The organism is Comamonas testosteroni, from assembly GCF_014076415.1.
Taxonomy (GTDB): Bacteria; Pseudomonadota; Gammaproteobacteria; order Burkholderiales; family Burkholderiaceae_C; genus Comamonas; species Comamonas testosteroni_F.
In genome coordinates this window covers 4,378,224-4,403,116 of record NZ_CP043568.1, presented here as the reverse complement: position 1 = coordinate 4,403,116, position 24,893 = coordinate 4,378,224, and the positions used below count along the sequence as shown (strand labels likewise).

Sequence of the window (24,893 nt, the reverse complement as noted above, 5' to 3'; positions counted from 1 at the left end):
TATTTGATGCTTGATCGCCTGCGCTCCGACATCCAGTGCATTCTTGACCGCGACCCCGCGGCTCGCAGCACCTGGGAGGTCATCACCTGTTATCCGGGGCTGCACGCCATCTGGCTGCAGCGCCCTGCGCACTGGTGCTGGACGCATGGCTTCAAGTGGCTGGGCCGCTTCATCTCGCATATGGGGCGTTGGTTCACCGGCATTGAAATCCACCCCGGTGCCGTCATCGGTCGCGAGGTCTTCATCGATCACGGCATGGGTGTCGTGATCGGCGAAACTGCCGTTGTGGGCGATGGCTGCACCATCTATCACGGCGTTACCCTGGGCGGTACCTCGCTCTACAAGGGCGCCAAGCGCCACCCGACCCTGGGCAAGAACGTGGTGGTCAGTGCCGGCGCCAAGGTGCTGGGTGGCTTCGAGGTAGGCGATGGTGCCAAGATAGGCAGCAATGCGGTGGTCATCAAGCCCGTGCCTGCAGGTGCCACGGCCGTGGGCATTCCGGCGCGCATCATTCCCAGCAAGACCGGGCACAGTGCCGATGTGACCGAGCATGAGCTGGCTCCCAAGGTCGATGCCAAGACGCAAGCGGCCGGCGTGGTCGACGAAGATTGCGGCAAGAGCGGCTTCACCGCCTATGGCGTGACGGCCGAAGTCGACCCCGTGGCCCAGGCCATGCGCTCTCTGTCCGAAGGCGCTGCCGGCCATGAAAAGCAGATTGCACTGTTGTGGGCCGCTATCGAGAAGCTCTCGATTCAAGGCCATGTCAAGGACTGTATGCCCTGCGAATCCGAACGACCCGAGGCATTCCAGAAGGACAAGATCGATCAGATTCTGGGTAAGTAAACCCAAGCGCTTGTCCATGGACCGCTTGACGCTTCTGTTCCGCCATGAGAGCCAACGCCTGTCGTTGGCTTTTCTCATGGTGCTTGCCCGTAGTCGATTTGAGGGGTGAAAGTCCTGCCTGTCCGGCCGAGACTGCTTGCCGACTCAAACCCGAGGCAAGCAATGATGAATGTGGAACAGGCCATGCAGCAGCGCCATTCGGTGCGTGCTTTTTTGCCAAGGACGGTGGATGCTGCGCTGGTCAGGGATTTGCTGGCGCAGGCCGGACAGGCGGCCTCCGGCGGCAACCTCCAGCCCTGGCGCGTGATGGCGCTGACGGGGGGCAGCCTTCAAGCCCTGCGCCAGGCCATGCCTGCAGCGACGCCCAACTCCGATCCGGCCCAGGTCTATCCGGCTCGGCTGTGGGAGCCCTATCGCAGCCGCCGCTTTGACAACGGCGAGGATCTCTATCGTTCCATAGGCGTGGGGCGTGAGGACAGGAATGGGCGGCTGCTGCAGCTGGCCAGCAACGCCCATATGTTTGGCGCGCCTGTGGGCGTATTCGTCGCCGTCGAGAGCCGCATGCTGCATGCGCAGTGGGTGGATCTGGGAATCTATCTGCAATCGCTGATGCTGCTGGCGACCGGAAGGGGACTGGCCACCTGCGCCCAGGGCTTCTGGCGCAATTACAGCGATTTTGTGAGCCGGCATCTGGCGCTGCCACAGGGCTACCAGATCGCTTTTGGCATGGCACTGGGTTATGAGGATGTGGCCGCGCCCATCAATCAGTGGCGTTCCACCCGGGCCGGGCTTGAGGACTGGTGCGAGATGCGTGGTTTTGAATGAAAACTGGATTTAATCCAGGATGAATAAGCGCTGGGTGCTTCTCTTCATGTAGCAAGGGACAAGATGCCGGAGCGCAGGGGTGAAGCCGGGCGCCAGAGCGGCAGCCCGGCTTCTTTTTCTCAATACCGGCCGCTTACTTCCACAGAGCGCACTTGCTCTCTTCCTTGGTGGTGAAGACCTGGTCGCCGGGCAGGGTCTTGAGCACCTTGAAGTAATCCCAGGCTTTCTTCGATTCGGCCGGCGCCTTGACCTGCAGCAGATACATGTCGTGAGCGTAGCGGCCGTCGGGGCGGATCACGCCCTTGGCATAGAAGTCCGACAGCGGCGTGGCCTTGAAGCCAGCTATGATCTTGTCGGCATCCGTAGTGCCCAGCTTCTCGGCCAGCTTCAGATACTGCATGGCTGCCGAGTAGTTGGCTGCCTGCAGCGAGGTGGGCATCTTCTTGAACTTGGCAAAGAAGCGATCCGAGAACTTGCGGCTTTCGGGATTCAGGTCCCAATGCCAGCTGTCGGTGAACATCAGGCCTTCCGTGGCTTTGAGGCCCAGGCTGTGGATGTCGGAGCTGAACAGCAGCAGGCCAGCCAGCTTCATGGTCTTGGTCAGGCCGAACTCGCGTGCCGACTTGATGGCATTGATGGTGTCGCCGCCTGCATTGGCCAGGCCCAGGATCTGGGCCTTGGAGTTCTGGGCCTGCAGCAGGAAGGAGGAGAAGTCGGCCGTGTTCAGCGGGTGCCTGACGCTGCCCAGCACCTTGCCGCCAGCGGCATTGACCACGCGGGTGGTATCGGCCTCCAGCGCCTGGCCAAAGGCGTAGTCGGCCGTCAGAAAGAACCAGCTCTTGCCACCCAGCTCCACCACTGCCTTACCCGTGCCCTTGGCCAGCGCCACGGTGTCATAGGCATAGTGCACGAAATAGGGGCTGCACTGATCGTTGGTCAGAGCCGAAGTGCCCGCGCCGTTGATGATGTAGACCTTTTTCTTCTCGTCGGCCACCTTGCCCATGGCCAGACCGGCACTGGAGGTGGTGCCGCCGATCAGCATGTTCATGCCCTGGGTGTCGAACCACTCGCGTGCCTTGCTGGCCGCGATATCGGCCTTGTTCTGGTGGTCGGCCGTCAGTACCTCGACGGGCTTGCCCAGCAGCTTGCCGCCAAAGTCGTCCACGGCCATCTGCACGGCGAGGGCGCCGCCCTTGCCGTCCACATCGGCATAGAGGCCCGACATATCGGTGATGAAGCCGATGCGAATCCTGTCCTGCGCCTGAGCGCCTGCAGCGGTCAGCAGGCATCCCAGTGCCAGCGTCAATGTTCTTGCGGAAAAAACGGGAGCGGAGCAAACAGAACGAGGCTTCATCAGAGTCATCTCCTGAGGTGGTGAGTACCCGGTCACTGCGACGGGCAGCCAGCATGGTCGCAGCTGGAGCAGGGCGCGCCATCAGGGCAAGCACCGGGGCCGCGACAAGGTATCCGCGGCGACTCGGGAAAATGCTGCAAGCTTTTACACTGCAGGGCAGCGATTTAGGAAAGAAGAAGAAATGGATATTCGTCAAGCATTGCAGCAGCGTCGTTCGGTGCGCGCTTTTCTGCCGCAGGCCGTGGCTGCTGCCACGGTGCGGGACTTGCTGGAGACAGCCGCGCAGGCGCCGTCCGGCGGCAATATGCAACCCTGGCGTGTGACCGCCGTGGGCGGACAGGCGCTCAAGGATCTGTGCGCCAAGGCCAGGCAGACCGAGGCCGTGCAGCGCCCCGGCCTGTCCTATCCACCCGGTTTGTGGGAGCCCTACCGCAGTCGCCGCTTTGAAAACGGAGAAGATCTGTACCGCGCAATCAATATCGGCCGCGAGGACAAGGCTGCACGTCTGGCCCAGCTGGCCAAGAACGGCCAGATGTTCGGTGCGCCCGTAGGCATTTTTGTGGCCGTGGAGGAACGCATGGGCTATGCGCAATGGGTGGATCTGGGCATCTATCTGCAGTCCTTCATGCTGCTGGCCGTGGAAAAAGGTCTGGCCACTTGTGCCCAGGGCTTCTGGCGCATGTACAACGATATGCTGATCGAACAGCTGGCATTGCCGGATGGCTACCAGATTGCCTTTGGCATTGCCCTGGGCTACGAGGATGTCAGCGCACCTATCAACCAGTGGCGCGCAAGCCGTGCGGCCAGCCATGAATGGCTGGCGCTGAAAGGGCTAGACGAGGCTGCGGATTAGGCGCTTGAGGGTCAGGATAGTTAAACAGCTTCAATGGTGCGCAAATTGCGGCAAAACCAGCCTATACTGCGTACAGCTCCGGGGTGTGCAAAAGCGCTGAGATGCCAGTCACTGTGAAAACAGTGCGGCGAACCCGACGAACTTGATCCGGTTCATACCGGCGGAAGAAGAGCGGGACCCTGACGCAGGGCCGATGGATGGACAGGACAGCCGGCATCAGTGCCAGCCCTGAAAACCATGGGCACAGCAAACCCCAGGCGCCTCGCGCACTGGGGTTTTGTCTTTTTCGGGCAGCCCGGTGCGTGGAGGTCAGGGCTGAAGTTGCAGAACTCAGCGGCATAGGCCGGACACCCATTCGGGACCGGGCCAGTGCAGGGCAAGATCAGAGCAGGGCCGCACTCCACGGAGCGTTTGATGCATTTCAACCGCTTTGAGGAGACTGCGATGAACGCCCCTGATTCCATTTTCACGCCTGCTGCAGGCCATGCCCCCGATGCCGCTCGTTTTGCCGAGCTGCTGGCCCAGTCGCGCCAGCCGTTTCCGTCATCGACCAAGAGCTATCTGAGTGGCGCGCTGCATCCGCAGCTGCGTGTGCCGGTGCGCGATATTGCGCTCACCAATGGAGAGCAGGTCAGCGTCTACGATACCTCGGGCCCCTATACCGACCCCGCCGTGCAGATCGACGTGCGCCAGGGCCTGCCCAGTGTGCGCGGTGCCTGGATCGAAGCGCGCGGCGACAGCGAATACTATGTGGGTCGCCAGCGCGTGGCGCTGGACGACGGCGGCAAGCGCGGTGAGGAAGATGCGCGCGTGGCCCAGCTGCGTGCCGAGGCGGCCGCGCTGCAGCGCCAGCCACGCCGTGCCAAATCCGGCCAGAACGTGACCCAGATGCACTATGCCAAGCGCGGCATCATCACGCCCGAGATGGAGTATGTGGCCCTGCGCGAGAACGGCCGCCGCGAATGGATGGCGCAGTACCAGCAGGATGCGGCGCGCGAGCTGCGCCTGGCCGGCAACAGCCTGGGCGCATCGATCCCGAAGATCATCACACCCGAATTCGTGCGCGACGAAGTGGCGCGCGGCCGCGCCATCATTCCGGCCAATATCAACCATCCTGAAATCGAGCCCATGGCCATAGGCCGCAATTTCAAGGTCAAGATCAACGCCAACATCGGCAATTCGGCCGTGACCTCCAGCATCGAGGAAGAGGTGGAAAAGCTGGTCTGGGCCATTCGCTGGGGTGCGGACAATGTCATGGATCTGTCCACCGGCAAGAACATCCACACCACACGCGACTGGATTGTGCGCAACTCGCCCGTGCCCATCGGCACCGTGCCCATCTACCAGGCGCTGGAGAAGGTCGGCGGCATTGCCGAAGACTTGACCTGGCCCATCTTCCGCGACACGCTGATCGAGCAGGCAGAGCAGGGCGTGGACTACTTCACCATCCACGCCGGGGTGCGCCTGGCCTATATCCACCTCACGGCGCAGCGTCGCACCGGCATCGTCTCGCGTGGCGGCTCCATCATGGCCAAGTGGTGCATGGCCCACCATCGCGAAAGCTTCCTCTACGAGCATTTCGAAGACATCTGCGACATCATGAAGCAGTACGACGTCAGCTTCTCGCTGGGCGACGGCCTGCGTCCCGGCTGCGCTTCGGACGCCAACGACGAAGCACAGTTTGCCGAACTGGCCACGCTGGGCGAGCTGACGCAGATCGCCTGGAAGCACGATGTGCAGACCATGATCGAAGGCCCGGGCCATGTGCCCATGCACATGATCCAGCAGAACATGACCGAGCAGCTCAAGCACTGCCACGAGGCTCCGTTCTACACCCTAGGCCCGCTGACCATAGACATCGCCCCTGGCTACGACCATATCGCTTCGGCCATCGGTGCGGCCATGATCGGCTGGTTCGGCACGGCCATGCTGTGCTATGTCACGCCCAAGGAGCATCTGGGCCTGCCCGACCGCGACGACGTCAAGCAGGGCATCATCGCGTACAAGATTGCGGCCCATGCCGCCGATGTCGCCAAGGGCCATCCGGGCGCGCGCTCGCGTGACGATGCGCTGTCTCAGGCGCGCTTCGACTTCCGCTGGCAGGACCAGTTCAACCTGGGCCTGGACCCCGACACGGCCCAGGCCTACCACGACGAGACCCTGCCCAAGGACAGCGCCAAGGTGGCCCATTTCTGCTCCATGTGCGGACCCAAGTTCTGCTCCATGAAAATCACCCAGGAAGTGCGCGATTTTGCTGCCGCCAAGGGCATTGCCGAAGAGCAGGCACTGGTCGCAGGCATGCAGGCCAAGGCCGGCGAGTTCAACAAGGCGGGCGGCGACTTCTATATCCCCATTGTCAACGCCTCGACCGATACCACGGCGCGTTGATTAAAGGTTGAATAGGGCTCTGGCGCTTATCTGATAAGCGCTGATAGCTATCAAAATACAAAAGGCAAGCCTTGAGGGCTTGCCTTTTTTTGTGCCGAGATACGCGAGTATCAGAAGGGGTAGGCGGGGACGCCGCCTGCCAAGTTCAGCCACTGGCCGCGCTCCAGTTGGTTGCCTTGGCCGGGCACCATGGCATAGAACTCGGGGCTGAGCTGAGGCATGCCGTGGGCGGCAATCGAGTCCAGCGCAGTGCTGCTGAGCGGAATGCCGTAGTGGGCAAAGACCTGGCGCATGTCACGGCCGATGATGCGGCTGGACAGCACATACAGCAGTTCATGGTTGCTGATCTCGCGCTTGGTATAGCTGCCCATGCCCAGCGCATTCCTGTTGGCAATCCAGTACGCATCGTTGAAGATCAGACGCTCGCCACGGCCCAGCATGCCGAGGAAGTCGATCACATCGGCAGGCTGTGGCTGGCCCTGGCCCAGACGCTCCTTGGTGTAGATAAAGGCCAGCTGGAAGTGCACGGCACGCATGGCGTTGTCGCTTTTTTTGGCAGCCGTCCAGAAGCGCTGGAACATATCGGCCTGCAAGGCGTCGCCGCTCTTGCCCGTGGCGCGTGCCGCCTGGATGTCCAGGTAGAGCTTTTTATGGTCGATGCGCTCGCCGCTGTTGTTCTCGGCACCGTTGGTGATGGCGTACTGGCGCAGGGCACTGGCATTGGCCAGGATGTTGTTGTCGCATTCCACGGGGCAGCCGCCGCCAGGGTTCTTGCCGCCCTGGCCGTCGGTGTCGGTCAGCAGCGTCATATGGCGCATCACGGTGTTGTGTCCGAGCTCATGCCACCAGCCCCAGCCGGGAGCCAGGCCTGCTGCGCCGTCCGAAGGATTGCCCGAGCACAGAAAGCCGCAGGCCGCCAGCCAGCCGACAAAATGCTGCACGCCCGGAGCGCGCTGGATGCTGCCGCTGCAATCCCAGCCCAGCATGGCGCAGACATTGTTCACATTGGCGCTGGCGCTCATATTGTTGTAGCCGTTGGCCAGGTGGTTGCTGTCGAAGATCATGCCCTTGAGGCGCTCCACGACATAGGTGCGCGGGTAGTGGCTGCCGATGGCGCTTTTGGCGTAGCCAATGGTCTGCTGCACCTCGCCCCCCACCATCTTGGAGGTCTGCCAGCCAAAGTCGCCGCGTTGCAGCGCCTGCACTGCCTCGTCGATTTCCTGTGCGCCAGGATTGCGCGTGAAGTCGAAATGTGCGTATTTGACGCTGCCGCGTACGCGCAACGTGACCACGCTGCCGGCCTTGGCCCCCGAGTAGTTGAGAAACAGCGGGCCGCCCCAGGCCGTGGTGTAGCTCAGCGTCTGGCCCTTGTTCAGGCGCGCCTGGTGCCCATCCGGAAAGCGCGGCCTGGTGTAGTTTTCCTGCGCCAGGGGATTGCCGCGCGTGCGGATATTGCCCACCCGCAGCGCCAGTCCCGCATCTGCGGCATCCACGATCTGCACCTGCACGGTCTTGCCCGGCACGGCGCCGCGGCCGATGGCCGTGCGGCCATCGGCCTGGGCAATGGTGACCTCGATGGTTTCCCAGCTGTCGCTGGTGGCCAGGCTGGTCGAGGCCTTGGGCATCCAGTCTGCAAAATTCAGCGGCGTGCTTTCATGCTCGCGCACGGCATAGCTCAGCGTGTCGGCCGCCATGGTGCGCAAAAAGGTGCTGGCATCGGAGCGTCGCACCCGGGCATAGTCCACCTGCCGGCGTGCCAGATCGGCCCAGAGCACCAGGCGGCGATGCGCGGCCATATAGGGCTTGAGGTAGTAGCTGTCGGCAAACAGGTTGATCCCCTGGCCTTCCTGGCCCAGCAGATCGTTGCGGATGCCGTCGAGAGCGCTGATCAGGCTGGTGTCCGTAGAGAAGTCGGCACTGCTGCCGTTTTTCAGGGCTGCCAGCGCGGCCTCATGCGCCCCCAGTCTGTCGGCCGCCTGGCGCTGCTGGGCAGCGGTCCTGCCGCCGATCTGGTAGCCGTCGGCCGGCGCCCAGTAATTGCCGGCGTAGCCGCCCAGCTCCATGCCCATGGCCTGAAGCACCTGCCGGCCGCCGGCCGAGTCGCCCCAGTTGCTGTGCAGATAGATCACTCCCTTGCCGGCCTGCAGGTAGCGGCTGACCTGGTTGCTCAGCGAAGCCGAGAAAGGTGTGTCCTGGCCGAAGACAAAGACATCGATGCTTTCCCAGCAGCGGTTGGCGGGGTCGGTGATGGCGCAGTTCACCATCTCGGCCTTGCTGCCCAGGCGTGCGACCAGATTCGTGACCGAGGCCTGGCTGTAGTTCTGCGCCGCCATGCGCAGCGTGGCCGGCAGCGGGCCTTGCGCCTTGCCGGTGGCAAGCCAGGTGAAGCTGCGCCTGAACAGAGGCAACTGCGCCTGATTGGCGCCCGAGGCCGTGGCCAGCTGTCCCATCAGGTCTTTGCCATAGGCCAGGGCGCGGCCATTCTGGGCCGTTGCCATGCTGGCCAGCACATTGCCGTTGTTGGCCACCAGCAGCGGGCTGGCGCTGGTCGATAGCAATGGGCTGACGCGTTGGCTGTTGTTGCCGAAGTCCAGGGCTGCGGCAGTGCTGTCGTCCAGCAACTGGGCGAGCAGTCTTTGCTGCTGCAGCCGGGTTTGCTGGATCAGCTGCGTGGCCGATTGCAGCAGCTCCGTTTGATCTTCGGCCTGCAGCAGGTGGCTGTCGCCGGCAAGCAATGCCTGTTCTATGCGGCTGCTGGTAGGCGGCTCGGTGGTCGGTGGCAGCACCGCAGGCGGATCGACTTCAGGAGGTGCGACCTCGGGAGGCGTGACGCCCGGAGTGCCGGGTTGTACAGGGGTTTCGGTGACGGGGGGCGTGGAGGGTGAGGAATCACCAGAACCACCGCCGCAGGCGGTCAGGGCAAGGCTTGCCAGGAGAGTCAGAGTCCAGCGAGGAAACATGAGTTTGGAGGTCAGGGCGCCGTAACTTGCAGTCTTGCTGCGTTATTACGGGTCAAGAAAACTACCTTCTTTTAGGTAGTGAGACAGGCGTAAAGCCGATAAAGCGCGGCGCAGTGTAGCCTTGCCCGAGAGCGTCATGAATCATGGCTCATGGAGATTGCCCCGACCCCGGGATGGCGCAGCAGACAGTTATTGACGCAGCACAAGCCTAGACCACGAAATAAAACACATTCAGGTGTTTTGATAATGACTTCTGCGTTCTGAGTATGGTATTAATTTTACTGATAAAAATTAAATAAATGCGATGACTGCAGAGCATCTGAAGCTATCAAATAAATAGCTAAAGAACAGAATGAGAAATCTATATGTTTTATTTTGTAATTTATGTTTTAAATATGTGAGTAATTCGCTGGTTGGATACTTTGCGTGCGCTGGTTTCAGGGCTAGGGGGCAATCCTGGCCTGCTGATCGCGCTGCTCATGGTGGGAAAGAAATGGGAGCCTGAGCTCCCATCTTGTTCTGCCCGTGCAATCGGCTTTATCGCCAGTACTGGCATTTGCTTTCCGCCTTGGTGGTCCAGATCTGATCGGCAGGCAGTTTCTTGATGATCTTGTAATAGTCCCAGGTGCCCTTGGATTCCGCTGGCGACTTGACCTGCATCAGGTACATATCGTGCACATAGCGGCCGTCTTCGCGGATGTAGCCCTGGCCGAAGAAGTCGTCGATCTTGGTGCTCTTCAAGGTGGCCATGACCTTGTCGGCATCCAGCGTGCCGGCTTTTTCCACGGCCTTGAGGTAGTTCATGGTGGCCGAGTAGTCGGCGGCCTGGATCTCGCTGGGGCGGCGCTGGGTCTTGGCCATGAAGGCATCGGCAAACTTGCGCGAGCCATCGTTCATGTCCCAGTACCAGGGGGCGGTGAACTGCATGCCTTCGGTGTTCTTCAGGCCCAGGCTGTGGATGTCGCTGAAGAAGACCAGCAGGCCGGCCAGCTTCATGTTCTTGGTGACGCCGAACTCCTTGGCCGCCTTGATGGAGTTGATGGTGTCTCCGCCCGCATTGGCCAGGCCCAGAATCTGCGCCTTGCTGTTCTGTGCCTGCAGCATGAAGCTGGAGAAGTCGCTGGCGTTGAGTGGCGTCTTGACCGAGCCCAGCACCTTGCCGCCGCGCGCTTCGATGATCTTGCTGGTGTCGGCTTCCAGGGCATGGCCGAAGGCATAGTCGGCCGTCACGAAGAACCAGCTCTTGCCGCCCGTGTCCACCACGGCGCCGCCCGTGCCCTTGGCCAGGGCCACGGTATCGAAAGCGTAGTGCACGGTATAGGGGCTGCACTGCTCATTGGTCAGGGCCGAGCTGCCCGCGCCATTGTCGATAAAGACGCGCTTCTTCTCCTGGGCGACCTTGGCCATGGCCAGGGCCGTGGCGGAGTTGGTGCCGCCGAACACCAGGCTGATGCCTTGCGTGTCTATCCATTCGCGGGCCTTGCTGGCCGCGATATCGGCCTTGTTCTGGTGGTCGGCCGTGAGCAGCTCGATGGGCTTGCCCAGCACCTTGCCGCCAAAGTCGTCAATTGCCATCTGTATGGCAACGGCACCGTTCTTGCCTTCCACATCGGCATAAAGGCTGGACATGTCGGTGATGAAGCCGATCTTGACTTTTTCCTGTGCCATGGCGGGAGCCGCGAAGGCCGCCGTCAGGGCGAGAGCCAGCAGGGAAGCAGTGGGCGCAGACTGGGACAAGCGATGCATGGAGTCTCCTGAAAATTATGAGAAATGTGGAGAGGGCGTGCAGCGTCCGGTCGGCGGGTGGCCGCCGTCGCTGCATCGCAGCAAACATGCTAGGGGCGGCGATTGCGTCTGGCATCGGGGCAAGCACTTGCGGGAAATCCCAAGGACTTCGGTTAATTCAATAGCTGTTTACGACTGTCATTGTTTGGTTTCAGATGGTTTTAAGTCTGAAATGCATGAATGAAGAGCGCAATTAGCTTTTATTTTGATAGCTTCCGCAGAGAGAAATCCTGGAGATTCAGGCCGCGTCCGTGCCATGAAAAAAGCAGCCCGTAGGCTGCTTTGGTGGATGTTTTGGCAGGGATTGCACCTGGCGCTGCAGGCTATGCCGTGCGAGGCGCGCGAATCGCGGTCTTGGGGCGGAAGGCCTTGCAGATCTCGTCATGGGTCTCGAGATAGGGGCCGCCGATCAGGTCGATGCAATAGGGCACGGCGGCAAAAATGCCGTTGACCTTTTGCTTGCCGTCCGCGTCCTTGAGGCCTTCCAGCGTCTCGGCAATCGCCTTGGGCTGGCCCGGCAGATTGATGATCAGGCTGCTGCCGCGTATCACCGCCACCTGACGTGAGAGGATGGCCGTGGGCACAAAGGCCAGGCTGATCTGGCGCATCTGCTCGCCAAAGCCCGGCATCTCCTTGTGGGCCACGGCCAAAGTGGCCTCGGGCGTCACATCGCGCAGCGCGGGGCCGGTGCCGCCGGTGGTCAGCACCAGGCTGCAGCCCGCATCGACCAGCTCGATCAGCGCCGCGCTGATGCCGGCCTGCTCGTCGGGAATCAGGCGAGGCTCGAACTGGATGGGGTTCTTGAGCGCGCGGCTCAGCCAGTCCTGCAGCGCGGGCAGGCCCTTGTCTTCATAGACGCCGCTGCTGGCGCGGTCGCTGATGGAGACAATGCCGATCTTCACGGCATCGTGAAGATATACGGGCGCATCACTCATCGCCGTCGTCCTCGGCGGCCGCATCGGCCTTGCCGGCGCTGGCCAGTTGCTCGCGCACCAGCTGGAACAGGTCGCGGTAGGCGCGGCCCTTGCTGACTTCCTTGGGCTCGGCATCGGGGCCGGCTGCAGCGGCCGCTGCGGCAGCTTGTTCCTTGGCTTTCTCGATGTCCTTGCGCGACTGGCGGATCAGCGAGCGCAGCTGTTGCACATCGGAGCCGGGGAAATGCTCCAGCCAGATGGACAGGGCCGCTTCCTCGACGATCAGGCGGTCGCGCCATTGCTCGGCCACTTGCAGCGACATTTTTTCGCTGGCCGAGCCATTGCGCTGCTCGTCCAGCGCCTGCTTGACGGCCGCGACCTGTTCAGGCGTCAGCTTGCGCATGAGCTTGCCCACGTACTGGAGCTGGCGGCGCTTGCCTTCGAAGTTGGTGATGCGCTTGGCCTCGGCCAGCGCGTCGATCAGTTGGTCTGACAGTTGCAGGCGCTTGAAGAGGTCGCTGCGCAGCGTCATCAGCTCCTTGCCCAGATCCTGCAGCGCATCGCTTTCGCGCTTGAGGTCGGTCTTGGTGGAGTCGTAAGTGCCTTTGAGTTCGGCCTTCAGCTCAAGGTCCAGCTCGCTGCCTTCGGCAACGAACTTTCCGCGAACAAAATAGCCTTTGGTAGGTTTGCGTGACATGGTAAGGGGGCAATATCGGTGGCAGCGCAGAGGGCGCCGCAGTGGCGGCTATCATATCCGCCGCTATGAAAAAACCTCGCTCCAGCAATACAAGCACTTCCAGTGCACAGGCCCAATCCGCACCGCAAGCCGGTTTCAGCTTCAGCCAAGCCTTTTTCGAGGGGCTGGTGGACCAGGCTCTGCAGCACGCCAAGAAGCTGGGTGCGACGGACGCAGGCGCCGAGGCTTCCGAAGGCTGCGGCCTGTCGGTCAGCGTGCGCAAGGGCCAGCTGGAGACCGTGGAGCGCAACCGCGACAAATCGCTGGGCGTGACCGTCTATCTGGGCCAGCGCCGGGGCAATGCCAGCACCTCGGACTTCTCCGAGGCCGCCATCAAGCAGACCGTGCAGGCCGCCTACGACATCGCGCGCTTCACGGCCGAAGACCCGTTTGCCCGCCTGCCCGACAGCGCCGATATCGCGCTGCCCGGCACGCACCGTGATCTGGAGCTGTTCCACCCCTGGGACATCACCAGCGAGCAGGCCGCCGAGATGGCGCTGCGCTGCGAGCAGGCCGCCTTCAAGACCCACCGCCGCGTGAGCAACAGCGAAGGCGCGGGCGTCTCGGCCCAGCAAAGCCATTTCTTCACGGCCCATACCAACGGTTTTCGCGGCGGCTATGCCAGCTCGCGCCACAGCATGTCGGTGGCGCCCATCGCCAAGCTGCCCGGCAAGAATGGCGAGATGCAGCGCGACTACTGGTACAGCTCCATGCGCAATGCGGCCGATCTGGCCTCGCCCGAGGCCGTGGGCCGCTATGCCGCAGAGCGCACGCTGAGCCGTCTGGGCAGCCGCAAGATTCCGACCACCGAATGCCCGGTGCTGTTCGAGTCGCCCCTGGCCGCCGGCCTGCTGGGCAGCTTTGTGCAGGCCGTCAGCGGCAGCGCGCTGTATCGCAAGAGCACGTTCCTGCTGGACTCCATGGGCAAGCCTATCTTCCCCAAGCACATCGACATCGAGGAAGACCCCTTCGTGCTGGGCGGCAAGGGCAGCTCGCCCTTCGACGAGGAAGGCGTGCGCGTGCAGGCCCGCAAGGTGGTGGATGCCGGCCGCGTGGAAGGCTATTTCCTGTCCAGCTACTCGGCGCGCAAGCTGGGCATGAAGACCACGGGCAATGCCGGCGGTTCGCACAATCTGGTCATGACTTCGCGCCGCACCAAGGCGGGCGACGATCTGGACGCCATGCTCAAGAAGCTGGGCACGGGTCTGTTCGTGGTCGAGCTGATGGGCCAGGGCGTGAACTATGTGACCGGCGACTATTCGCGTGGCGCCAGCGGTTTCTGGGTGGAGAACGGCGAGATCGCCTTCCCCGTGGACGAAATCACGATTGCAGGCAACCTCAAGACCATGTTCAAGGGCATCGAGGCCATCGGAGCCGACGCCTACAACTACGGTGCCAAGACCGTGGGCTCCATGCTGATCAATCGCATGAAGGTGGCAGGCAGCTGATCGCTGTCGATCGCTCCATGGAAAAAGCAGCCCGGTGGCTGCTTTTTTCATTTCTGCATCAGCTCTCGGCCGCGGCCTGAACTATGCAGTGCGAGAGTTTCTCGAAATGCTTGTGCGCGTCGGCACTGAGCTCGATCTGCTTGCGCCTGGCATCCTCGGTATCGGCCAGCAGGATCCAGCCTTTTTGGCGCATGGACTTCAGACGGGTGTGAATCGTGGCCGGAGACCCCAGTTCACGCTGGGCCATCAAGTCCCGGACGCAAAGACGCTCCTGGCGCGTGCCGGCATTGGCGATTTGCTCCAGCAGGCGTTCCTCCAGTGGATCCAGTGCGGGCAGCACTGGCAGGTTGCGGATGGTCGCTGCCAGGTGCAGAAAGCGTAAATAGATATCGGCAGACAGGGACTTTGGCATGGGAAGGCAAAAACAGACGACGCGTCGCTAATGAGGAACGAATCAACGGCGCTCATAATACTGCGCAGACAGTGAACAGGGGCGGCGGCAGCGTATGAAGAACATTTGGACGCAATTTTCGGTGGCGGTTATCACGGCTTTGCTGTTCCTGGCGATGCTGGCCTTGAATCAATGGATTTTCTCCGAACTGGAGTTTGTCCGGGGCGTCAACTGGATTTACCTGCCTGCAGGTGTGCGTTTGCTGTGCACCCTTTTGTTTGCAGAAGCGGGCGTGGTCGGGCTCTTCGTCGTGTCCTGGCTGGTCTGCGGCTTTTACTTCTTCCCGGATGACGGACTGCGTGCGTTTGCGGGCGGCGTCATGGCCACGCTGGCCCCCTACGGCACCTATTGTGCGGCCCGCAAATGGATGGGGCTGGGCCGATCCCTCAGTGATCTGACGCCGCAGCGCCTGCTCTGGCTCAGTGCCATCTACGGGCTGAGCAATGCCTTGCTGCATCAGGCATGGTCCGTGGTCATCGGCGATGGCTTCCAGCTGGACCAGCTTCTGGTGATGCTGCTGGGAGATTTCACCGGCACGCTGATCGTCCTGTATGTCTTCAAGGCCTTGCTCATGCTGCCGATCAAGATGGATCGCTATCTGCTCAAGTGAGAGCCTCGTCTGCGGTGGGCAACCGGCGCCGGTGTTCGATTTGCCCCCGCCGCCGCCTGCTTGGCGGAGGGCGGGTCATACTAGAGGGCTTGATCCAGAAAACCCAATAACAGTCGTCAGTGTCATGAGTTCTGCATCCTCGCCCACCTCCGGCATGAGCCGTCCGGACTGGCTCAGCGCCATCATCGTCATCGTGGTCTGGGGTCTCAATTTCGTGGTCATGAAGTGGGGGCTGGCCAAGCTCTCGCCCCTGCTGCTGTGCGCGCTGCGCTTTGCCGCGGCATCGCTGCCATTTCTGCTGTTCGTGCGCCCGCCCAAAAATCTTTCCTGGGTTCTGCTGGCCGCCTACGGTCTGGTGCAAGGGGTTGGGCAATTCGGCCTGCTGTTCACCGGCATGAAGCTGGGCATGCCTGCCGGCATGGCATCCGTGGTGCTTCAGACCCAGGCCTTCATCACCATGTTGCTGGCGGCTGCGTTCTTGCACGAGAAACCGCAGCGCTGGCAATGGCTGGGCTTGCTCATCGCTCTTGCCGGATTGCTGCTGATCGGTGCAGCCCATGGTGAGGGGACATCGGATATGACGCTGATCGGTTTTGTGCTGACCGTGGGCGCCGCTGCCATGTGGGCCGGCTCGAACCTGCTGACGCGGATGGCGGCCAAGCAAGGCTCGTATGAGCCGGTGTCCTTCATCGTCTGGACCAGCGTTTTCCCCATGCTGCCGCTGCTGTTGCTGTCCCTGTGGGTGGATGGTGCGGATTCGGTGGCTTCGCAGCTGCAGTCCATAGGCTGGAGCGAGCTTGGGGTGATCGCCTATCTGGCTTTCTTGTCCACCCTGCTGGGCTATGGTCTGTGGACGCGGTTGCTGCAGCGCTATGCGGCCAGCACCGTGGCCCCTTTGTCGCTGCTGGTGCCGGTGATCGGTCTGCTGTCGGCCATGCTGCTGCTGGGAGAGGCGCCCAATGGCCTGCAATGGCTGGGTACGCTGGGCGTTCTGCTGGGCATGGTGGTCAACCAGTTTGGCGGCAAATGGCGACGCTGAGACACTGGCTGGCTGATAGCAGGGCACACCGCTGCTTTGCCGGAGCGGCCTGTGACTGCCCGGCAGAGCACTTTGCCAGCGCAGCACAGGCTCGCAAGTCAATAGCTGTTGTCGAACGATTTTTTTTGAACACTTGGCCTGAATCACGAATATTCAATCTCGTTTTCGTCATTATTATTGCCTGCATCCAGATAAAAGCATGACTTTTCCATTCCGGATTTGAGCCGGCCTGGGATGCGAATATGCAAAGGAATGATGATGCGAGAGGGAGATATTGGCGCGATGCCTCCTGAGCTGCAGCTGGCCCAGCTGCAGGCTTTGGACAGGGTCATGGCCATGGCTGAATTTGGCCTGGATGGGTCATTGCAACGTGCCAATGACAACTATTTGCAGCTAATGGGGTTTACGCGTGAGCAGTCTCTGGGCCGCCCACATCGCAGCTTTTGCTCTGCGCGTCTGGCCGACAGTGCCAGGTATCGGGAAATCTGGACGCATCTGTGCGCAGGCAATGCCTACTCCGGAGTGGTGGAGCGACTACGCAGCGATGGCAGCAGTTGCTGGCTGGAGGCTACCTATTCACCAGTGATGGATGCCCAGGGCCGGGTGATGCATATTCTGAAGATCGCTACCGACGTCACGCAGCGGCGAGCCCGGGAGCAGGCGCAGCAGGAGCACTTGCGTCGCTTGTCCCTGGTGGCCGATGCCTCCGACACGGCAGTAGTCATCAGTGACGGAAGCTCACGCATCGTGCATGTCAACGGCGGCTTTACGCGCATGTTCGGCTGGCGCACCGAGGAGGTCGCGGGCCGCATGCCGATTGCCTTGCTGGCTCCTCAGGCGTCCGAGGCCTTTGTGGACCACTATCGCTCGGAATTGCGCGCCGGCCAGCCTGTGGGGCGTGAGGAAATCGTGGTCGGCAAGCATGGACAGCGCTACTGGGCCAAGGTCATCAGCAACCCCATCCTCGACGCTGACGGGCGCTGGCAATACACGGTTTCGATGCTGACCGATATCACGCGGTCCAAGATGCATGAGGCCTTGCAGCACCGCGTGCTGGAAGCCATGGCGCGCGAGCGGCCGCTGGTGGAGGTGCTGGAGATGGTGTGCCTGGAGGTCGAGAGGATTGCCCCGGAGGTGACGGCATCGATTCTCGAGGTGGATGCCCAGGGGCTGCTCCATCCGCTGGCTGGACCAAGCCTGCCGCATTCTTATTCCGCTCTGCTGGACGGGGTGGCCATAGGGCCGAATGTGGGCTCCTGCGGAACGGCGGCCTGGCGCAACGCGCCGGTGCTGGTGGACGATATTGCACATGATCCGTTGTGGACGGATTTCAAGCACCTGATCCTGCCGCTGGGGTTCAAGGCCTGCTGGTCCACTCCCATCTGCAACAGCGGTGGCAAGCCGATCGGTACTTTCGCGTTCTATTACCGGGAGCAGCTGACCGGGGATGCCTCGGCTTTTCACCAGCAACTGGTGGATGCCTGTATCCATCTGTGCGCCCTGGCGCTGGAGCGTGAGCTGTCGCGCGCGCGCATTCGTCAGCTGGCTTTCTATGACGGCCTGACCGGATTGCCCAATCGAAGCCTGCTGCAGGCCAAGGCCGATCAGGCGATTGCGTCAGCTGCCGGCAATGACGAACAGCTGGCGGTGCTGTTCATCGACCTGGACCGGTTCAAGCAGGTCAATGACTCTCTGGGTCATCCTGTGGGGGATGAATTGCTGCGCAATGTCGCGACGCGATTGCAGCGCGTGCTGCGCAGCTCCGATATTGCCGGGCGTTTGTCGGGTGACGAGTTTGTTGCCGTGCTGCCGCAATGCGATGCGGAGCATGTTGCCAATACCATCGAACGCCTGCAGGAGTCGCTGGCGGAGCCCCTGAATATTGCCGACACCTCGCTGGCCATATCTGCCAGCGTGGGCATTGCAATGTTTCCCATGGACGGACGGGATATGGAGACCCTGGTGCACCGTGCCGACATGGCCATGTACCAGGCCAAGAGCAAGGGGCGCGGCCGTTTCTGTTTCTTCAGCAGCGAAATGAACCGCTTGGCCCAGGAGCGTCTGGCATTGGAGACGGCGCTGCGCAAGGCGCTCAAAAGCGGTGGTCTGCGCCTGCACTATCAGCCCCAGATCGAAATGGCCACCGGCCGTCTGTATGGCGTGGAGGCCCTGGCGCGCTGGACCCATGCCGAGCTGGGCGAGATTTCGCCAGCCCGCTTCATCCCGCTGGCCGAAGAGTGCGGGCTGATTGCCGACCTGGGCAGCTGGGCACTGGAGGAGGCCTGCCGCCAGCTGTCGCAGTGGCGCGCCAAGGGGATGGAGGTCCCCGCAGTGTCGGTGAATCTGTCGCCTTCGAGCTTTCACAACCTGGATCTGCCACGGATGATCGCCGATACGCTGGACCGCAACGATCTGGTGCCGCAGGACCTGACCCTGGAGCTGACGGAAAGCATTCTGCTGGACACCAACCCCAGCACCATGAAGACCATCAACGAGGTTCATGCGCATGGCGTGCGCCTGTCCATGGATGACTTCGGCACCGGCTATTCCAGCCTCAGCTATCTGCGCCGTCTGCCGGTCAGCGAACTCAAGCTGGATCGCAGCTTCGTGGCCGATCTTGAACATGACGAGGCGGCGCGGGCGTTGAGCAGTGCCATTTTGGGCATTGGCAAGAGTCTGCACCTGACCGTGGTGGCGGAAGGCGTGGAGACACCGACGCAGAGCGTGATGCTGTGCGAGCAGGGCTACCCGGTGGCGCAAGGCTTTCTGTTCGCCCGGCCGCTGGCACCGAAGGAGTTTGAGCATTGGTTGGCTGCCAACCCGGCTTCCCCGGTGCCGACCGCGCCAGACGCCGTCGCCGCATGAACTTGCCGTGCAGAAGTTCGGAACGGATCGCTGCGGCAGCGATTAAGTGATGTGCAGATGTGGCTGAGAGGCCACGCGCATTGTTATGCTGCCCTGGCTTTGGCGGCTGTGCGGCATCTTCGTCAGCATATGCGAGCGTGGTTGCAGCTTCTGCGTGGTGCTTCAAGGCTTCAGTAGGCGGCTCCTGGCCGTGCCGGGGCCGCCACCGTGGAGCCGGCGAACTGGTTGCGCAGCTTGCGCGCAGCGTTCACGAACATCAGCACGTCCACACCCACGGCCACAAAGCTGCAGCCCAGATTCAGGTAGCGCTGTGCCAGCGCGGGGTCCGAGGTCAAGGTACCTGCCGCCTTGCCGCTGGCAACAATGGTCCGCATCGCTGCCTCGATGGCGGCCTGCACTTCGGGGTGGCCGGGGTTGCCGCGGTGGCCCATGGAGGCCGCGAGGTCGGCCGGGCCTATGAAGACGCCATGCACGCCGTCCACGGCGCAGATGGCTTCGAGATTCTGCAGGGCCGTGGTGGTCTCGGCCTGCACCAGCAGGCAGATCTCGTCGTCGGCCACATTCAGGTAGTCGGCGCGGCTGCTCCACCGAGAGGCACGTCCCACGGCGCTGCCGACGCCGCGCACGCCCATGGGCGGGTATTGCGTGGCGGCCACAATGGTCCGGGCCTGGTCTGCCGTGTCCACCATGGGCACGAGCAGGGTCTTGACGCCTATGTCCAGCATCTGCTTGATCAGGGCCGTGCTGCCTTCCACCACGCGCACCACCGGCTGGACCGGGTGCGGGGCCACAGCCTGCAGGGCGGCCAGGGTGCTGCGCAGATCGTTGGGTGCATGCTCGCCGTCGATCAGCAGCCAGTCGTAGCCCGTGGTGGCGGCCGCTTCGGCCAGATAGGGGTCGGCCATGGACAGCCACAGCCCGATCTGGGGTTGGCGGGCGCAGAGGGCGGTCTTGAACGGGTTGTATGCAGGCATGCTTTTCTCGGTTTGACTATTCATGGCGTGGGATGGGGCCACGGCGATGCAGGAGGCTTGGGCTCACAGCAGGTGGCCGGCGGGCAGTGGCCTGCCTGCCAGGTGGTCGACGATATTGGCGGCGGTCAGCGTCGCCACGCGCAGCGCTGCCTGGCGCGTCACGCCGGCCACATGCGGCGTCAGCAGCACCTGCGGCAGCCGGGCCAGCGGGTGGCCCTGGGGCAGCGGCTCGGTGTCGAAGGTGTCGAGGCCGGCGCCGCCGAGGTGGCCGCTTTGCAGTGCCGCCAGCAGAGCGGCCTCGTCGACCACGGGGCCGCGTGCGGTGTTGATCAGCAGGCTGCCGGGGCGCAGCAGCGCCAGTTCGTTCACGCCTATCATGCCGCGGCTGCGCTCGGTCAGCGGGCAGTGCAGGCTCAGGATGTCCACGCGGGGCAGCAGCTGGCGCAGATCGGGCTCGCAGTCAAAGTCATCTGCCTGGCCTGCGGGGCGCAGCACCAGCACCTTGGCGCCCAGGGCTGCAGCCAGCTGCGCGGTGGCGCGGCCGATGGCACCATAACCGACGATGCCCACCGTGGAGCCGCGGAAGTCGCGGCCCTGCCAGTTGCTGCCGGCCCAGCCGCCAGCGCGCACCTGCTGGTCCAGCTGATGCAACTGGCGCACCAGCGCCAGCATCAGCGCCAGTGCATGCTCGGCAACGGCCGGGGCATTGGCGGCCTGTGCCACGGCCACGGCCACGCCTTGGGCGCGCGCGGCTTCCATGTCCACGCTGTCCACGCCGGCCCCGTTCTTGGCCACGATGCGCAAGGCGGGGGCTGCCTGCAGCACGGCGGCGCTCACAGGCTTGGAGCCGCGCAGCACCAGGGCCTGGGCGCCGGTCTGCGCCAGTTGCTGGGCCAGGCTTTCCGCAGTGATGGGCTCGGCCATGAAATGGATCTGTCCGCCGGCTTGCTGCACCACGGCCTGGGCTTCGGGTGCCCAGTGCTCGGCGGTGACGAGAACATTGAATGAAGTGGAGGTGGAGGTCATGCTTGTTCGTTCACCCAGTCCGGCTGCACGCGCACATGGCGGATATGCTGGCGGAACACGGTATAGGCCAGATGCAGCGCGCCGTCGGCACCCTGGCGGATGGAGGGGTAGGAATATTCGCGGTTGCGGCCGCGTTCGGAATCATTGCTCATGCACCAGCCGTCACCCACCTCGAGGTTGCGTTGCCAGGGCCAGCTCAGGCCGTCGTCGGCCGACAGGGCCAGCGTCATGGGCGCACGCGGTGCGCCCCAGAAGGCGCGGCGCTCGCCGGCCGCAGCCTTTGCCGGTGTTGCCGAGCTGTCGCCCAGCTCGTCATACAGCGACTCGCGCCGCTCCGTGGCATCGGCGGCGCTGCTGGCGTTGAAGATCATGGCCAGACGCCCGTCGGCCAGGCGCAAGGCCTGGATGGATGAGTTGTTGTTCGGCAGCTCCGTGGCCTCGGGCTCCTGCCAGCTCAGGCCGCCGTCGTCGCTGCGGCTGCGGTAGACATGGTCGGCCCAGCGGCTGCGAAAGAATGCCAGCAGGCCGCCGTCGGAGGCCGGCACGATGTTCATGTGTACACAGCCCACGCTGCCGGGCACGGCAATGCGCTGCCAGCTGCGTCCCTGATCTGCGGAGCGCAGCAGGCCGCTGTCGTCGTGGCTGCCATCCCAGGCCTGGCCCGGCTGGGCGCGGCAGTGGAAGACCGGCAGCAGCCAGCTGCCGTCCGTGTGGACGTGGATGGGCTGGCGCACGAAAGTGCCAGCCGGCGCATCGGCCAGCGTCTCGGCGGGCTCCCAGCTCAGGCCCTGGTCACGGGACAGGCGCCGGCGCACCACGGAGGTGTTCTGGTGCCCCGAGTGCTGGGCGGTATGCAGCAGCCACAGTGCGCCGCCCGGCGCGGGAAACAGCAGCGGGTTCTGTTCCGAGCGCTCGGCGTCGTGCGAGAGCTGGATGGGCTCGGACCACTGCGCGGCTGCGGGTGCGAGACGCGACATGTAGACCGAGATGTCGGAGCGGCCCTCCATGGAGCCGCCGAACCACACGCAGCCCAGGCTGCCGTCGTCGAGCACCATCAGATTGGCGGCATGGGCCTGCACACAGGGCGAGGGCAGGTCCGCCACCAGGCGGCCCGGGTCTTCGGGGTGTGGGCGCAGCAATCCATCAAGCATTGGTTTTCCTTGGTCTTTCATGACTCTTTGCGGTCGGGGAGTGGGCGCTGTCCCTCTGCCGCGAAGCGAGAAAGGGACAGGCTGCATCACCGCTCGGGAGATGATGGGGTCAATCAGCTTTGATTTTCGCGGTCTTGATGAGGCCGCCCACGCGCTGGTATTCACGGGGCACGAAGGCGCGCAGCTCTGCGGCATCGCCGCTGCCCGGGGTCACGCCCAGATCCCGTAGCTTGGAGGCCACTTCGGGCTGCTTGAGGGCCTTGGCCAGTGCGCCCGAGAGCTTGGCGCTGACATCGGCGCTGGTCTTGGACGGTGCAAACAGCGCATACCAGGCCGAGAACTCGAACTGCGGGTAGCCGGCTTCGGCGAAGGTCGGCACATTGGGCAGTTCCGGCAGGCGGCTGGCGGAGCCCACGGCCAGGGCACGCACCTTGCCACCGCGCAGCAGCGGCATGGAGTTGGTGGCGGTATCGAAGATGACCGGAATGCGCCCGCCGATCAGGTCCACGATATGGGCGTTGCCGCCCTTGTAGGGAACATGGGTCATGGGGACCTTGGCGATGGACACGAACAGCTCGCCGGCCAGATGCAGCGGCGAGCCGTTGCCCGAGGAGCCGTACATCACGGCCTGAGGGTCCTTGCGGGCCGCTTCCACCACATCCTTGAGCGACTTGTAGGGCGAGTCGTTGGCGGTGATGGCGATGATGGGGGCGCTGCCGATCATGCCGATGGGCTCGAAGTCCTTGACGGGGTCGTACTCGGTCTTGATCAGATGCGGGCTGGCGGCGTGCGTGGCCAGGCCACCGACGAGCAGCGTGTAGCCGTCGGCCGGCGCGCGCGCCACGATGCCCGCGCCCAGCAAGGCCCCGGCACCGGGCCGGTTGTCCACCACGCTTGCGGTTCCCAATACCTCGCCCATCTTCTGGCCCACCAGCCGCCCCAGCATGTCATTGGCGCCGCCCGCAGGATAGGGCACCACAAAGGTGATGGGCTTGCTCGGGAAGTTGCCCTGCGCCTGTGCCAGCGGCATGGCACCGGCCAGGGCCAGTGCTGCCAGCGCGCCCAGCACGGGCCTGCGGGTGAGGTATCGGGATTTGCTCATGGTTTGTCTCCTGTTGCGAATGGTTCTGGCGACCGTGTTGCGTCAATCCAGTTGTCCCTGGCAGACGTATTTGATATGCAGGTAATCGTCGAGCCCGTGAGTGGAGCCTTCGCGGCCGTAGCCCGACTCCTTGACCCCGCCAAAGGGGGCGGCCTCGGCGGCCAGCGCGCCTTCGTTGACGCCCACGATGCCCGATTCCAGGGCATCGGCGACACGCCAGATGCGGCGTATGTCCTGGCTGTAGAAATAGGCGGCCAGACCGAACGGCGTGTCGTTGGCGGCGGCGATGACCTCGGCCTCGTCGTCAAACACGGTCAGCGGAGCCACGGGCCCGAAGGTTTCTTCGCAGGCGCAGGCCATGGAGGCAGTGGCACCCGAGAGCACGGTGGGGGCGTAGTAGGTGGGGCCCAGATCCGTCATGTGCTTGCCGCCCGTGAGCACCTTGGCGCCCTTGGCCACCGCGTCCTCCACATGGCGGGCGATCTTCTCGACCGCGCGGTCATTGATCATGGGGCCGATCTGCGAGGCCGGGTCGCTGGCCGGGCCCACGTGCAAGGCTGCCACACGGGCGCTGAGCTGCTGGGCAAAGGTCTCGTACACCGAGCGGTGCACAAAGACGCGATTCGGGCAGACGCAGGTCTGGCCGCCGTTGCGGAACTTGGCGGCCATGAAGCCGTCCACGGCAGCCGCCACATCGGCATCCTCGAAGACGATGAAGGGCGCATTGCCGCCCAGCTCCAGCGAGAGCTTTTTGAGCGTGTCGGCGCTGCGGCGTGCCAGGTGCTTGCCCACGGGAGTGGAGCCGGTAAAGGTGATCTTGCGCACGCGGGAATCCTGAAGCCACTGGTCCACCACCTCGGGCGTGTGCTCGCGCGAGGCCGTGACGATGTTGAGCACGCCGGCCGGCACGCCGGCTTCGTGCGCCAGCAGCACCAGGGCCAGCGATGTCAGCGGTGTGTCCTCGGCCGGCTTGCAGACCACGGTGCAGCCCGCAGCCAGGGCGGGCGCGATCTTGCGCGCGATCATGGCGGCCGGGAAGTTCCAGGGCGTGATGGCGGCGACCACGCCCACGGGCTCGCGCAGGGCGAACATGCGCCGGCCCGGCACGGGCGCGGGAATGACTTCTCCGTTCATGCGCGTGGCGGCCTCGCCGAACCATTCGATGTAGCTGGCGGCATAGGCCACTTCGCCTTTGCCTTCGGCCAGGGGCTTGCCCTGCTCCAGCGAGATCAGCGTGCCCAGATCGTCCTGATGGGCCAGCACCAGGTCGTTCCAGCGCTTGATGATGGCAGCACGTTGCTTGGCCGGCAGCTTGCGCCAGGCTGGCAGGGCCGCCTGGGCGGCGTCCACGGCGGCGCGCGCATCGGGCGCAGCTGAATCGGGCACGTCGGTGATGGTGCAGCCCGTGGCCGGGTCGGTCACGGCAAAGCTGGCGCCGCTGGCAGCGGGCGCCCAGGCGCCGGCGATGAAGTTGGCGCTGCGCTGCAGTTCGGTGCGTCGCAGTCTGAGTGGCGTGGCGTTCATGGTGGAAATCGCAGAAAGTGAAGATCGGATATGGGCGGAAAGCTC

The 24,893-nt window shown here is 63.5% G+C and carries 19 protein-coding genes and 1 riboswitch; of the genes, 8 read left to right on the top strand and 11 right to left on the bottom strand.

What is annotated here, in order from left to right; genetic code table 11:
• The first annotated feature begins 6 nt into the window (after window positions 1-6).
• Both cysE and F0P97_RS20240 read left to right on the top strand, forming a co-directional pair.
• Window positions 7-843, top strand: coding sequence for a serine O-acetyltransferase (gene cysE / locus F0P97_RS20245; RefSeq protein ID WP_182283700.1), 837 nt, complete (start codon window positions 7-9; stop codon window positions 841-843).
• A gap of 165 nt (window positions 844-1,008) precedes the next feature.
• Window positions 1,009-1,668, top strand: a complete 660-nt coding sequence (locus tag F0P97_RS20240) for a nitroreductase (protein ID WP_182287268.1) — start codon at window positions 1,009-1,011, stop codon at window positions 1,666-1,668.
• Window positions 1,669-1,801: 133 nt separating this feature from the next.
• On the opposite strand, the gene F0P97_RS20235 is transcribed toward F0P97_RS20240, so the two are convergent.
• Window positions 1,802-3,022: an ABC transporter substrate-binding protein gene (locus F0P97_RS20235; protein WP_182283699.1), complete on the bottom strand. Its 1,221-nt coding sequence runs from the start codon at window positions 3,020-3,022 to the stop codon at window positions 1,802-1,804.
• Between the two features lie 181 nt (window positions 3,023-3,203).
• On the opposite strand from F0P97_RS20235, the gene F0P97_RS20230 reads away from it, so the two are divergent.
• Window positions 3,204-3,875, top strand: coding sequence for a nitroreductase (locus F0P97_RS20230; RefSeq protein WP_182283698.1), 672 nt, complete (start codon window positions 3,204-3,206; stop codon window positions 3,873-3,875).
• Window positions 3,876-3,944: 69 nt separating this feature from the next.
• Window positions 3,945-4,061: riboswitch (TPP riboswitch) on the top strand.
• A gap of 258 nt (window positions 4,062-4,319) precedes the next feature.
• Window positions 4,320-6,263: a phosphomethylpyrimidine synthase ThiC gene (gene thiC / locus F0P97_RS20225; RefSeq protein WP_182283697.1), complete on the top strand. Its 1,944-nt coding sequence runs from the start codon at window positions 4,320-4,322 to the stop codon at window positions 6,261-6,263.
• Window positions 6,264-6,373: 110 nt separating this feature from the next.
• On the opposite strand, the gene F0P97_RS20220 is transcribed toward thiC, so the two are convergent.
• From F0P97_RS20220 to yjgA, 4 genes are all read right to left on the bottom strand, one after another.
• A complete protein-coding gene (locus F0P97_RS20220) occupies window positions 6,374-9,223 on the bottom strand; it encodes an ImpA family metalloprotease (RefSeq protein ID WP_182283696.1) in 2,850 nt (949 codons plus the stop codon).
• A 537-nt stretch (window positions 9,224-9,760) separates the two neighbouring features.
• The gene (locus F0P97_RS20215; protein ID WP_182283695.1) at window positions 9,761-10,969 is read right to left on the bottom strand and encodes an ABC transporter substrate-binding protein; all 1,209 of its coding nucleotides are present in this window, start codon (window positions 10,967-10,969) and stop codon (window positions 9,761-9,763) included.
• 362 nt (window positions 10,970-11,331) lie between these two features.
• The gene (gene mog, locus F0P97_RS20210; RefSeq protein WP_182283694.1) at window positions 11,332-11,943 is read right to left on the bottom strand and encodes a molybdopterin adenylyltransferase; all 612 of its coding nucleotides are present in this window, start codon (window positions 11,941-11,943) and stop codon (window positions 11,332-11,334) included.
• A complete protein-coding gene (yjgA, locus tag F0P97_RS20205) occupies window positions 11,936-12,619 on the bottom strand; it encodes a ribosome biogenesis factor YjgA (protein ID WP_043004782.1) in 684 nt (227 codons plus the stop codon). Before yjgA ends, mog begins: the two co-directional genes overlap by 8 nt.
• Window positions 12,620-12,684: 65 nt before the next feature.
• Here yjgA and pmbA point away from each other — a divergent pair, with 65 nt between their 5' ends.
• Window positions 12,685-14,106 carry a metalloprotease PmbA gene (gene pmbA / locus F0P97_RS20200; RefSeq protein ID WP_182283693.1) on the top strand — a complete coding sequence of 474 codons (1,422 nt, stop codon included), beginning with the start codon at window positions 12,685-12,687 and terminating at the stop codon, window positions 14,104-14,106.
• A 58-nt stretch (window positions 14,107-14,164) separates the two neighbouring features.
• Here the strand turns inward: pmbA and F0P97_RS20195 are convergent, their stop codons facing one another.
• Window positions 14,165-14,518: a hypothetical protein gene (locus F0P97_RS20195; protein ID WP_003069365.1), complete on the bottom strand. Its 354-nt coding sequence runs from the start codon at window positions 14,516-14,518 to the stop codon at window positions 14,165-14,167.
• A 94-nt stretch (window positions 14,519-14,612) separates the two neighbouring features.
• On the opposite strand from F0P97_RS20195, the gene F0P97_RS20190 reads away from it, so the two are divergent.
• From F0P97_RS20190 to F0P97_RS20180, 3 genes are all read left to right on the top strand, one after another.
• On the top strand, window positions 14,613-15,167 hold the full coding sequence (locus F0P97_RS20190; RefSeq protein WP_182283692.1) for a hypothetical protein: 555 nt from the start codon (window positions 14,613-14,615) through the stop codon (window positions 15,165-15,167).
• A gap of 154 nt (window positions 15,168-15,321) precedes the next feature.
• Window positions 15,322-16,206: an EamA family transporter gene (locus tag F0P97_RS20185; RefSeq protein WP_420093915.1), complete on the top strand. Its 885-nt coding sequence runs from the start codon at window positions 15,322-15,324 to the stop codon at window positions 16,204-16,206.
• A gap of 258 nt (window positions 16,207-16,464) precedes the next feature.
• On the top strand, window positions 16,465-19,071 hold the full coding sequence (locus tag F0P97_RS20180) for an EAL and GGDEF domain-containing protein (protein ID WP_182283690.1): 2,607 nt from the start codon (window positions 16,465-16,467) through the stop codon (window positions 19,069-19,071).
• A gap of 170 nt (window positions 19,072-19,241) precedes the next feature.
• Here F0P97_RS20180 and hpaI read toward each other — a convergent pair whose 3' ends face one another.
• The 5 genes from hpaI to F0P97_RS20155 form a co-directional block, all read right to left on the bottom strand.
• The gene (gene hpaI / locus F0P97_RS20175; protein ID WP_182283689.1) at window positions 19,242-20,045 is read right to left on the bottom strand and encodes a 4-hydroxy-2-oxoheptanedioate aldolase; all 804 of its coding nucleotides are present in this window, start codon (window positions 20,043-20,045) and stop codon (window positions 19,242-19,244) included.
• 63 nt (window positions 20,046-20,108) lie between these two features.
• The gene (locus F0P97_RS20170; RefSeq protein WP_182283688.1) at window positions 20,109-21,071 is read right to left on the bottom strand and encodes an NAD(P)-dependent oxidoreductase; all 963 of its coding nucleotides are present in this window, start codon (window positions 21,069-21,071) and stop codon (window positions 20,109-20,111) included.
• On the bottom strand, window positions 21,068-22,222 hold the full coding sequence (locus F0P97_RS20165) for a sialidase family protein (RefSeq protein WP_182283687.1): 1,155 nt from the start codon (window positions 22,220-22,222) through the stop codon (window positions 21,068-21,070). The genes F0P97_RS20170 and F0P97_RS20165 overlap by 4 nt, the downstream gene beginning before the upstream one ends.
• A 109-nt stretch (window positions 22,223-22,331) precedes the next feature.
• The gene (locus F0P97_RS20160; RefSeq protein ID WP_182283686.1) at window positions 22,332-23,324 is read right to left on the bottom strand and encodes a Bug family tripartite tricarboxylate transporter substrate binding protein; all 993 of its coding nucleotides are present in this window, start codon (window positions 23,322-23,324) and stop codon (window positions 22,332-22,334) included.
• 42 nt (window positions 23,325-23,366) lie between these two features.
• Window positions 23,367-24,848, bottom strand: coding sequence for an NAD-dependent succinate-semialdehyde dehydrogenase (locus F0P97_RS20155; RefSeq protein WP_182283685.1), 1,482 nt, complete (start codon window positions 24,846-24,848; stop codon window positions 23,367-23,369).
• Between the last annotated feature and the right edge of the window lie 45 nt (window positions 24,849-24,893).

What these genes read in the sequence shown, in the direction of transcription:
- cysE (WP_182283700.1), top strand. Translation starts at nt 7, where the DNA reads ATGCTTGATCGCCTGCGCTCCGACATCCAGTGCATTCTTGACCGCGAC.
- F0P97_RS20240 (WP_182287268.1), top strand. Translation starts at nt 1,009, where the DNA reads ATGAATGTGGAACAGGCCATGCAGCAGCGCCATTCGGTGCGTGCTTTT.
- F0P97_RS20235 (WP_182283699.1), bottom strand. Translation starts at nt 3,022, where the DNA reads ATGAAGCCTCGTTCTGTTTGCTCCGCTCCCGTTTTTTCCGCAAGAACA.
- F0P97_RS20230 (WP_182283698.1), top strand. Translation starts at nt 3,204, where the DNA reads ATGGATATTCGTCAAGCATTGCAGCAGCGTCGTTCGGTGCGCGCTTTT.
- thiC (WP_182283697.1), top strand. Translation starts at nt 4,320, where the DNA reads ATGAACGCCCCTGATTCCATTTTCACGCCTGCTGCAGGCCATGCCCCC.
- F0P97_RS20220 (WP_182283696.1), bottom strand. Translation starts at nt 9,223, where the DNA reads ATGTTTCCTCGCTGGACTCTGACTCTCCTGGCAAGCCTTGCCCTGACC.
- F0P97_RS20215 (WP_182283695.1), bottom strand. Translation starts at nt 10,969, where the DNA reads ATGCATCGCTTGTCCCAGTCTGCGCCCACTGCTTCCCTGCTGGCTCTC.
- mog (WP_182283694.1), bottom strand. Translation starts at nt 11,943, where the DNA reads ATGAGTGATGCGCCCGTATATCTTCACGATGCCGTGAAGATCGGCATT.
- yjgA (WP_043004782.1), bottom strand. Translation starts at nt 12,619, where the DNA reads ATGTCACGCAAACCTACCAAAGGCTATTTTGTTCGCGGAAAGTTCGTT.
- pmbA (WP_182283693.1), top strand. Translation starts at nt 12,685, where the DNA reads ATGAAAAAACCTCGCTCCAGCAATACAAGCACTTCCAGTGCACAGGCC.
- F0P97_RS20195 (WP_003069365.1), bottom strand. Translation starts at nt 14,518, where the DNA reads ATGCCAAAGTCCCTGTCTGCCGATATCTATTTACGCTTTCTGCACCTG.
- F0P97_RS20190 (WP_182283692.1), top strand. Translation starts at nt 14,613, where the DNA reads ATGAAGAACATTTGGACGCAATTTTCGGTGGCGGTTATCACGGCTTTG.
- F0P97_RS20185 (WP_420093915.1), top strand. Translation starts at nt 15,322, where the DNA reads ATGAGCCGTCCGGACTGGCTCAGCGCCATCATCGTCATCGTGGTCTGG.
- F0P97_RS20180 (WP_182283690.1), top strand. Translation starts at nt 16,465, where the DNA reads ATGCGAGAGGGAGATATTGGCGCGATGCCTCCTGAGCTGCAGCTGGCC.
- hpaI (WP_182283689.1), bottom strand. Translation starts at nt 20,045, where the DNA reads ATGCCTGCATACAACCCGTTCAAGACCGCCCTCTGCGCCCGCCAACCC.
- F0P97_RS20170 (WP_182283688.1), bottom strand. Translation starts at nt 21,071, where the DNA reads ATGACCTCCACCTCCACTTCATTCAATGTTCTCGTCACCGCCGAGCAC.
- F0P97_RS20165 (WP_182283687.1), bottom strand. Translation starts at nt 22,222, where the DNA reads ATGCTTGATGGATTGCTGCGCCCACACCCCGAAGACCCGGGCCGCCTG.
- F0P97_RS20160 (WP_182283686.1), bottom strand. Translation starts at nt 23,324, where the DNA reads ATGAGCAAATCCCGATACCTCACCCGCAGGCCCGTGCTGGGCGCGCTG.
- F0P97_RS20155 (WP_182283685.1), bottom strand. Translation starts at nt 24,848, where the DNA reads ATGAACGCCACGCCACTCAGACTGCGACGCACCGAACTGCAGCGCAGC.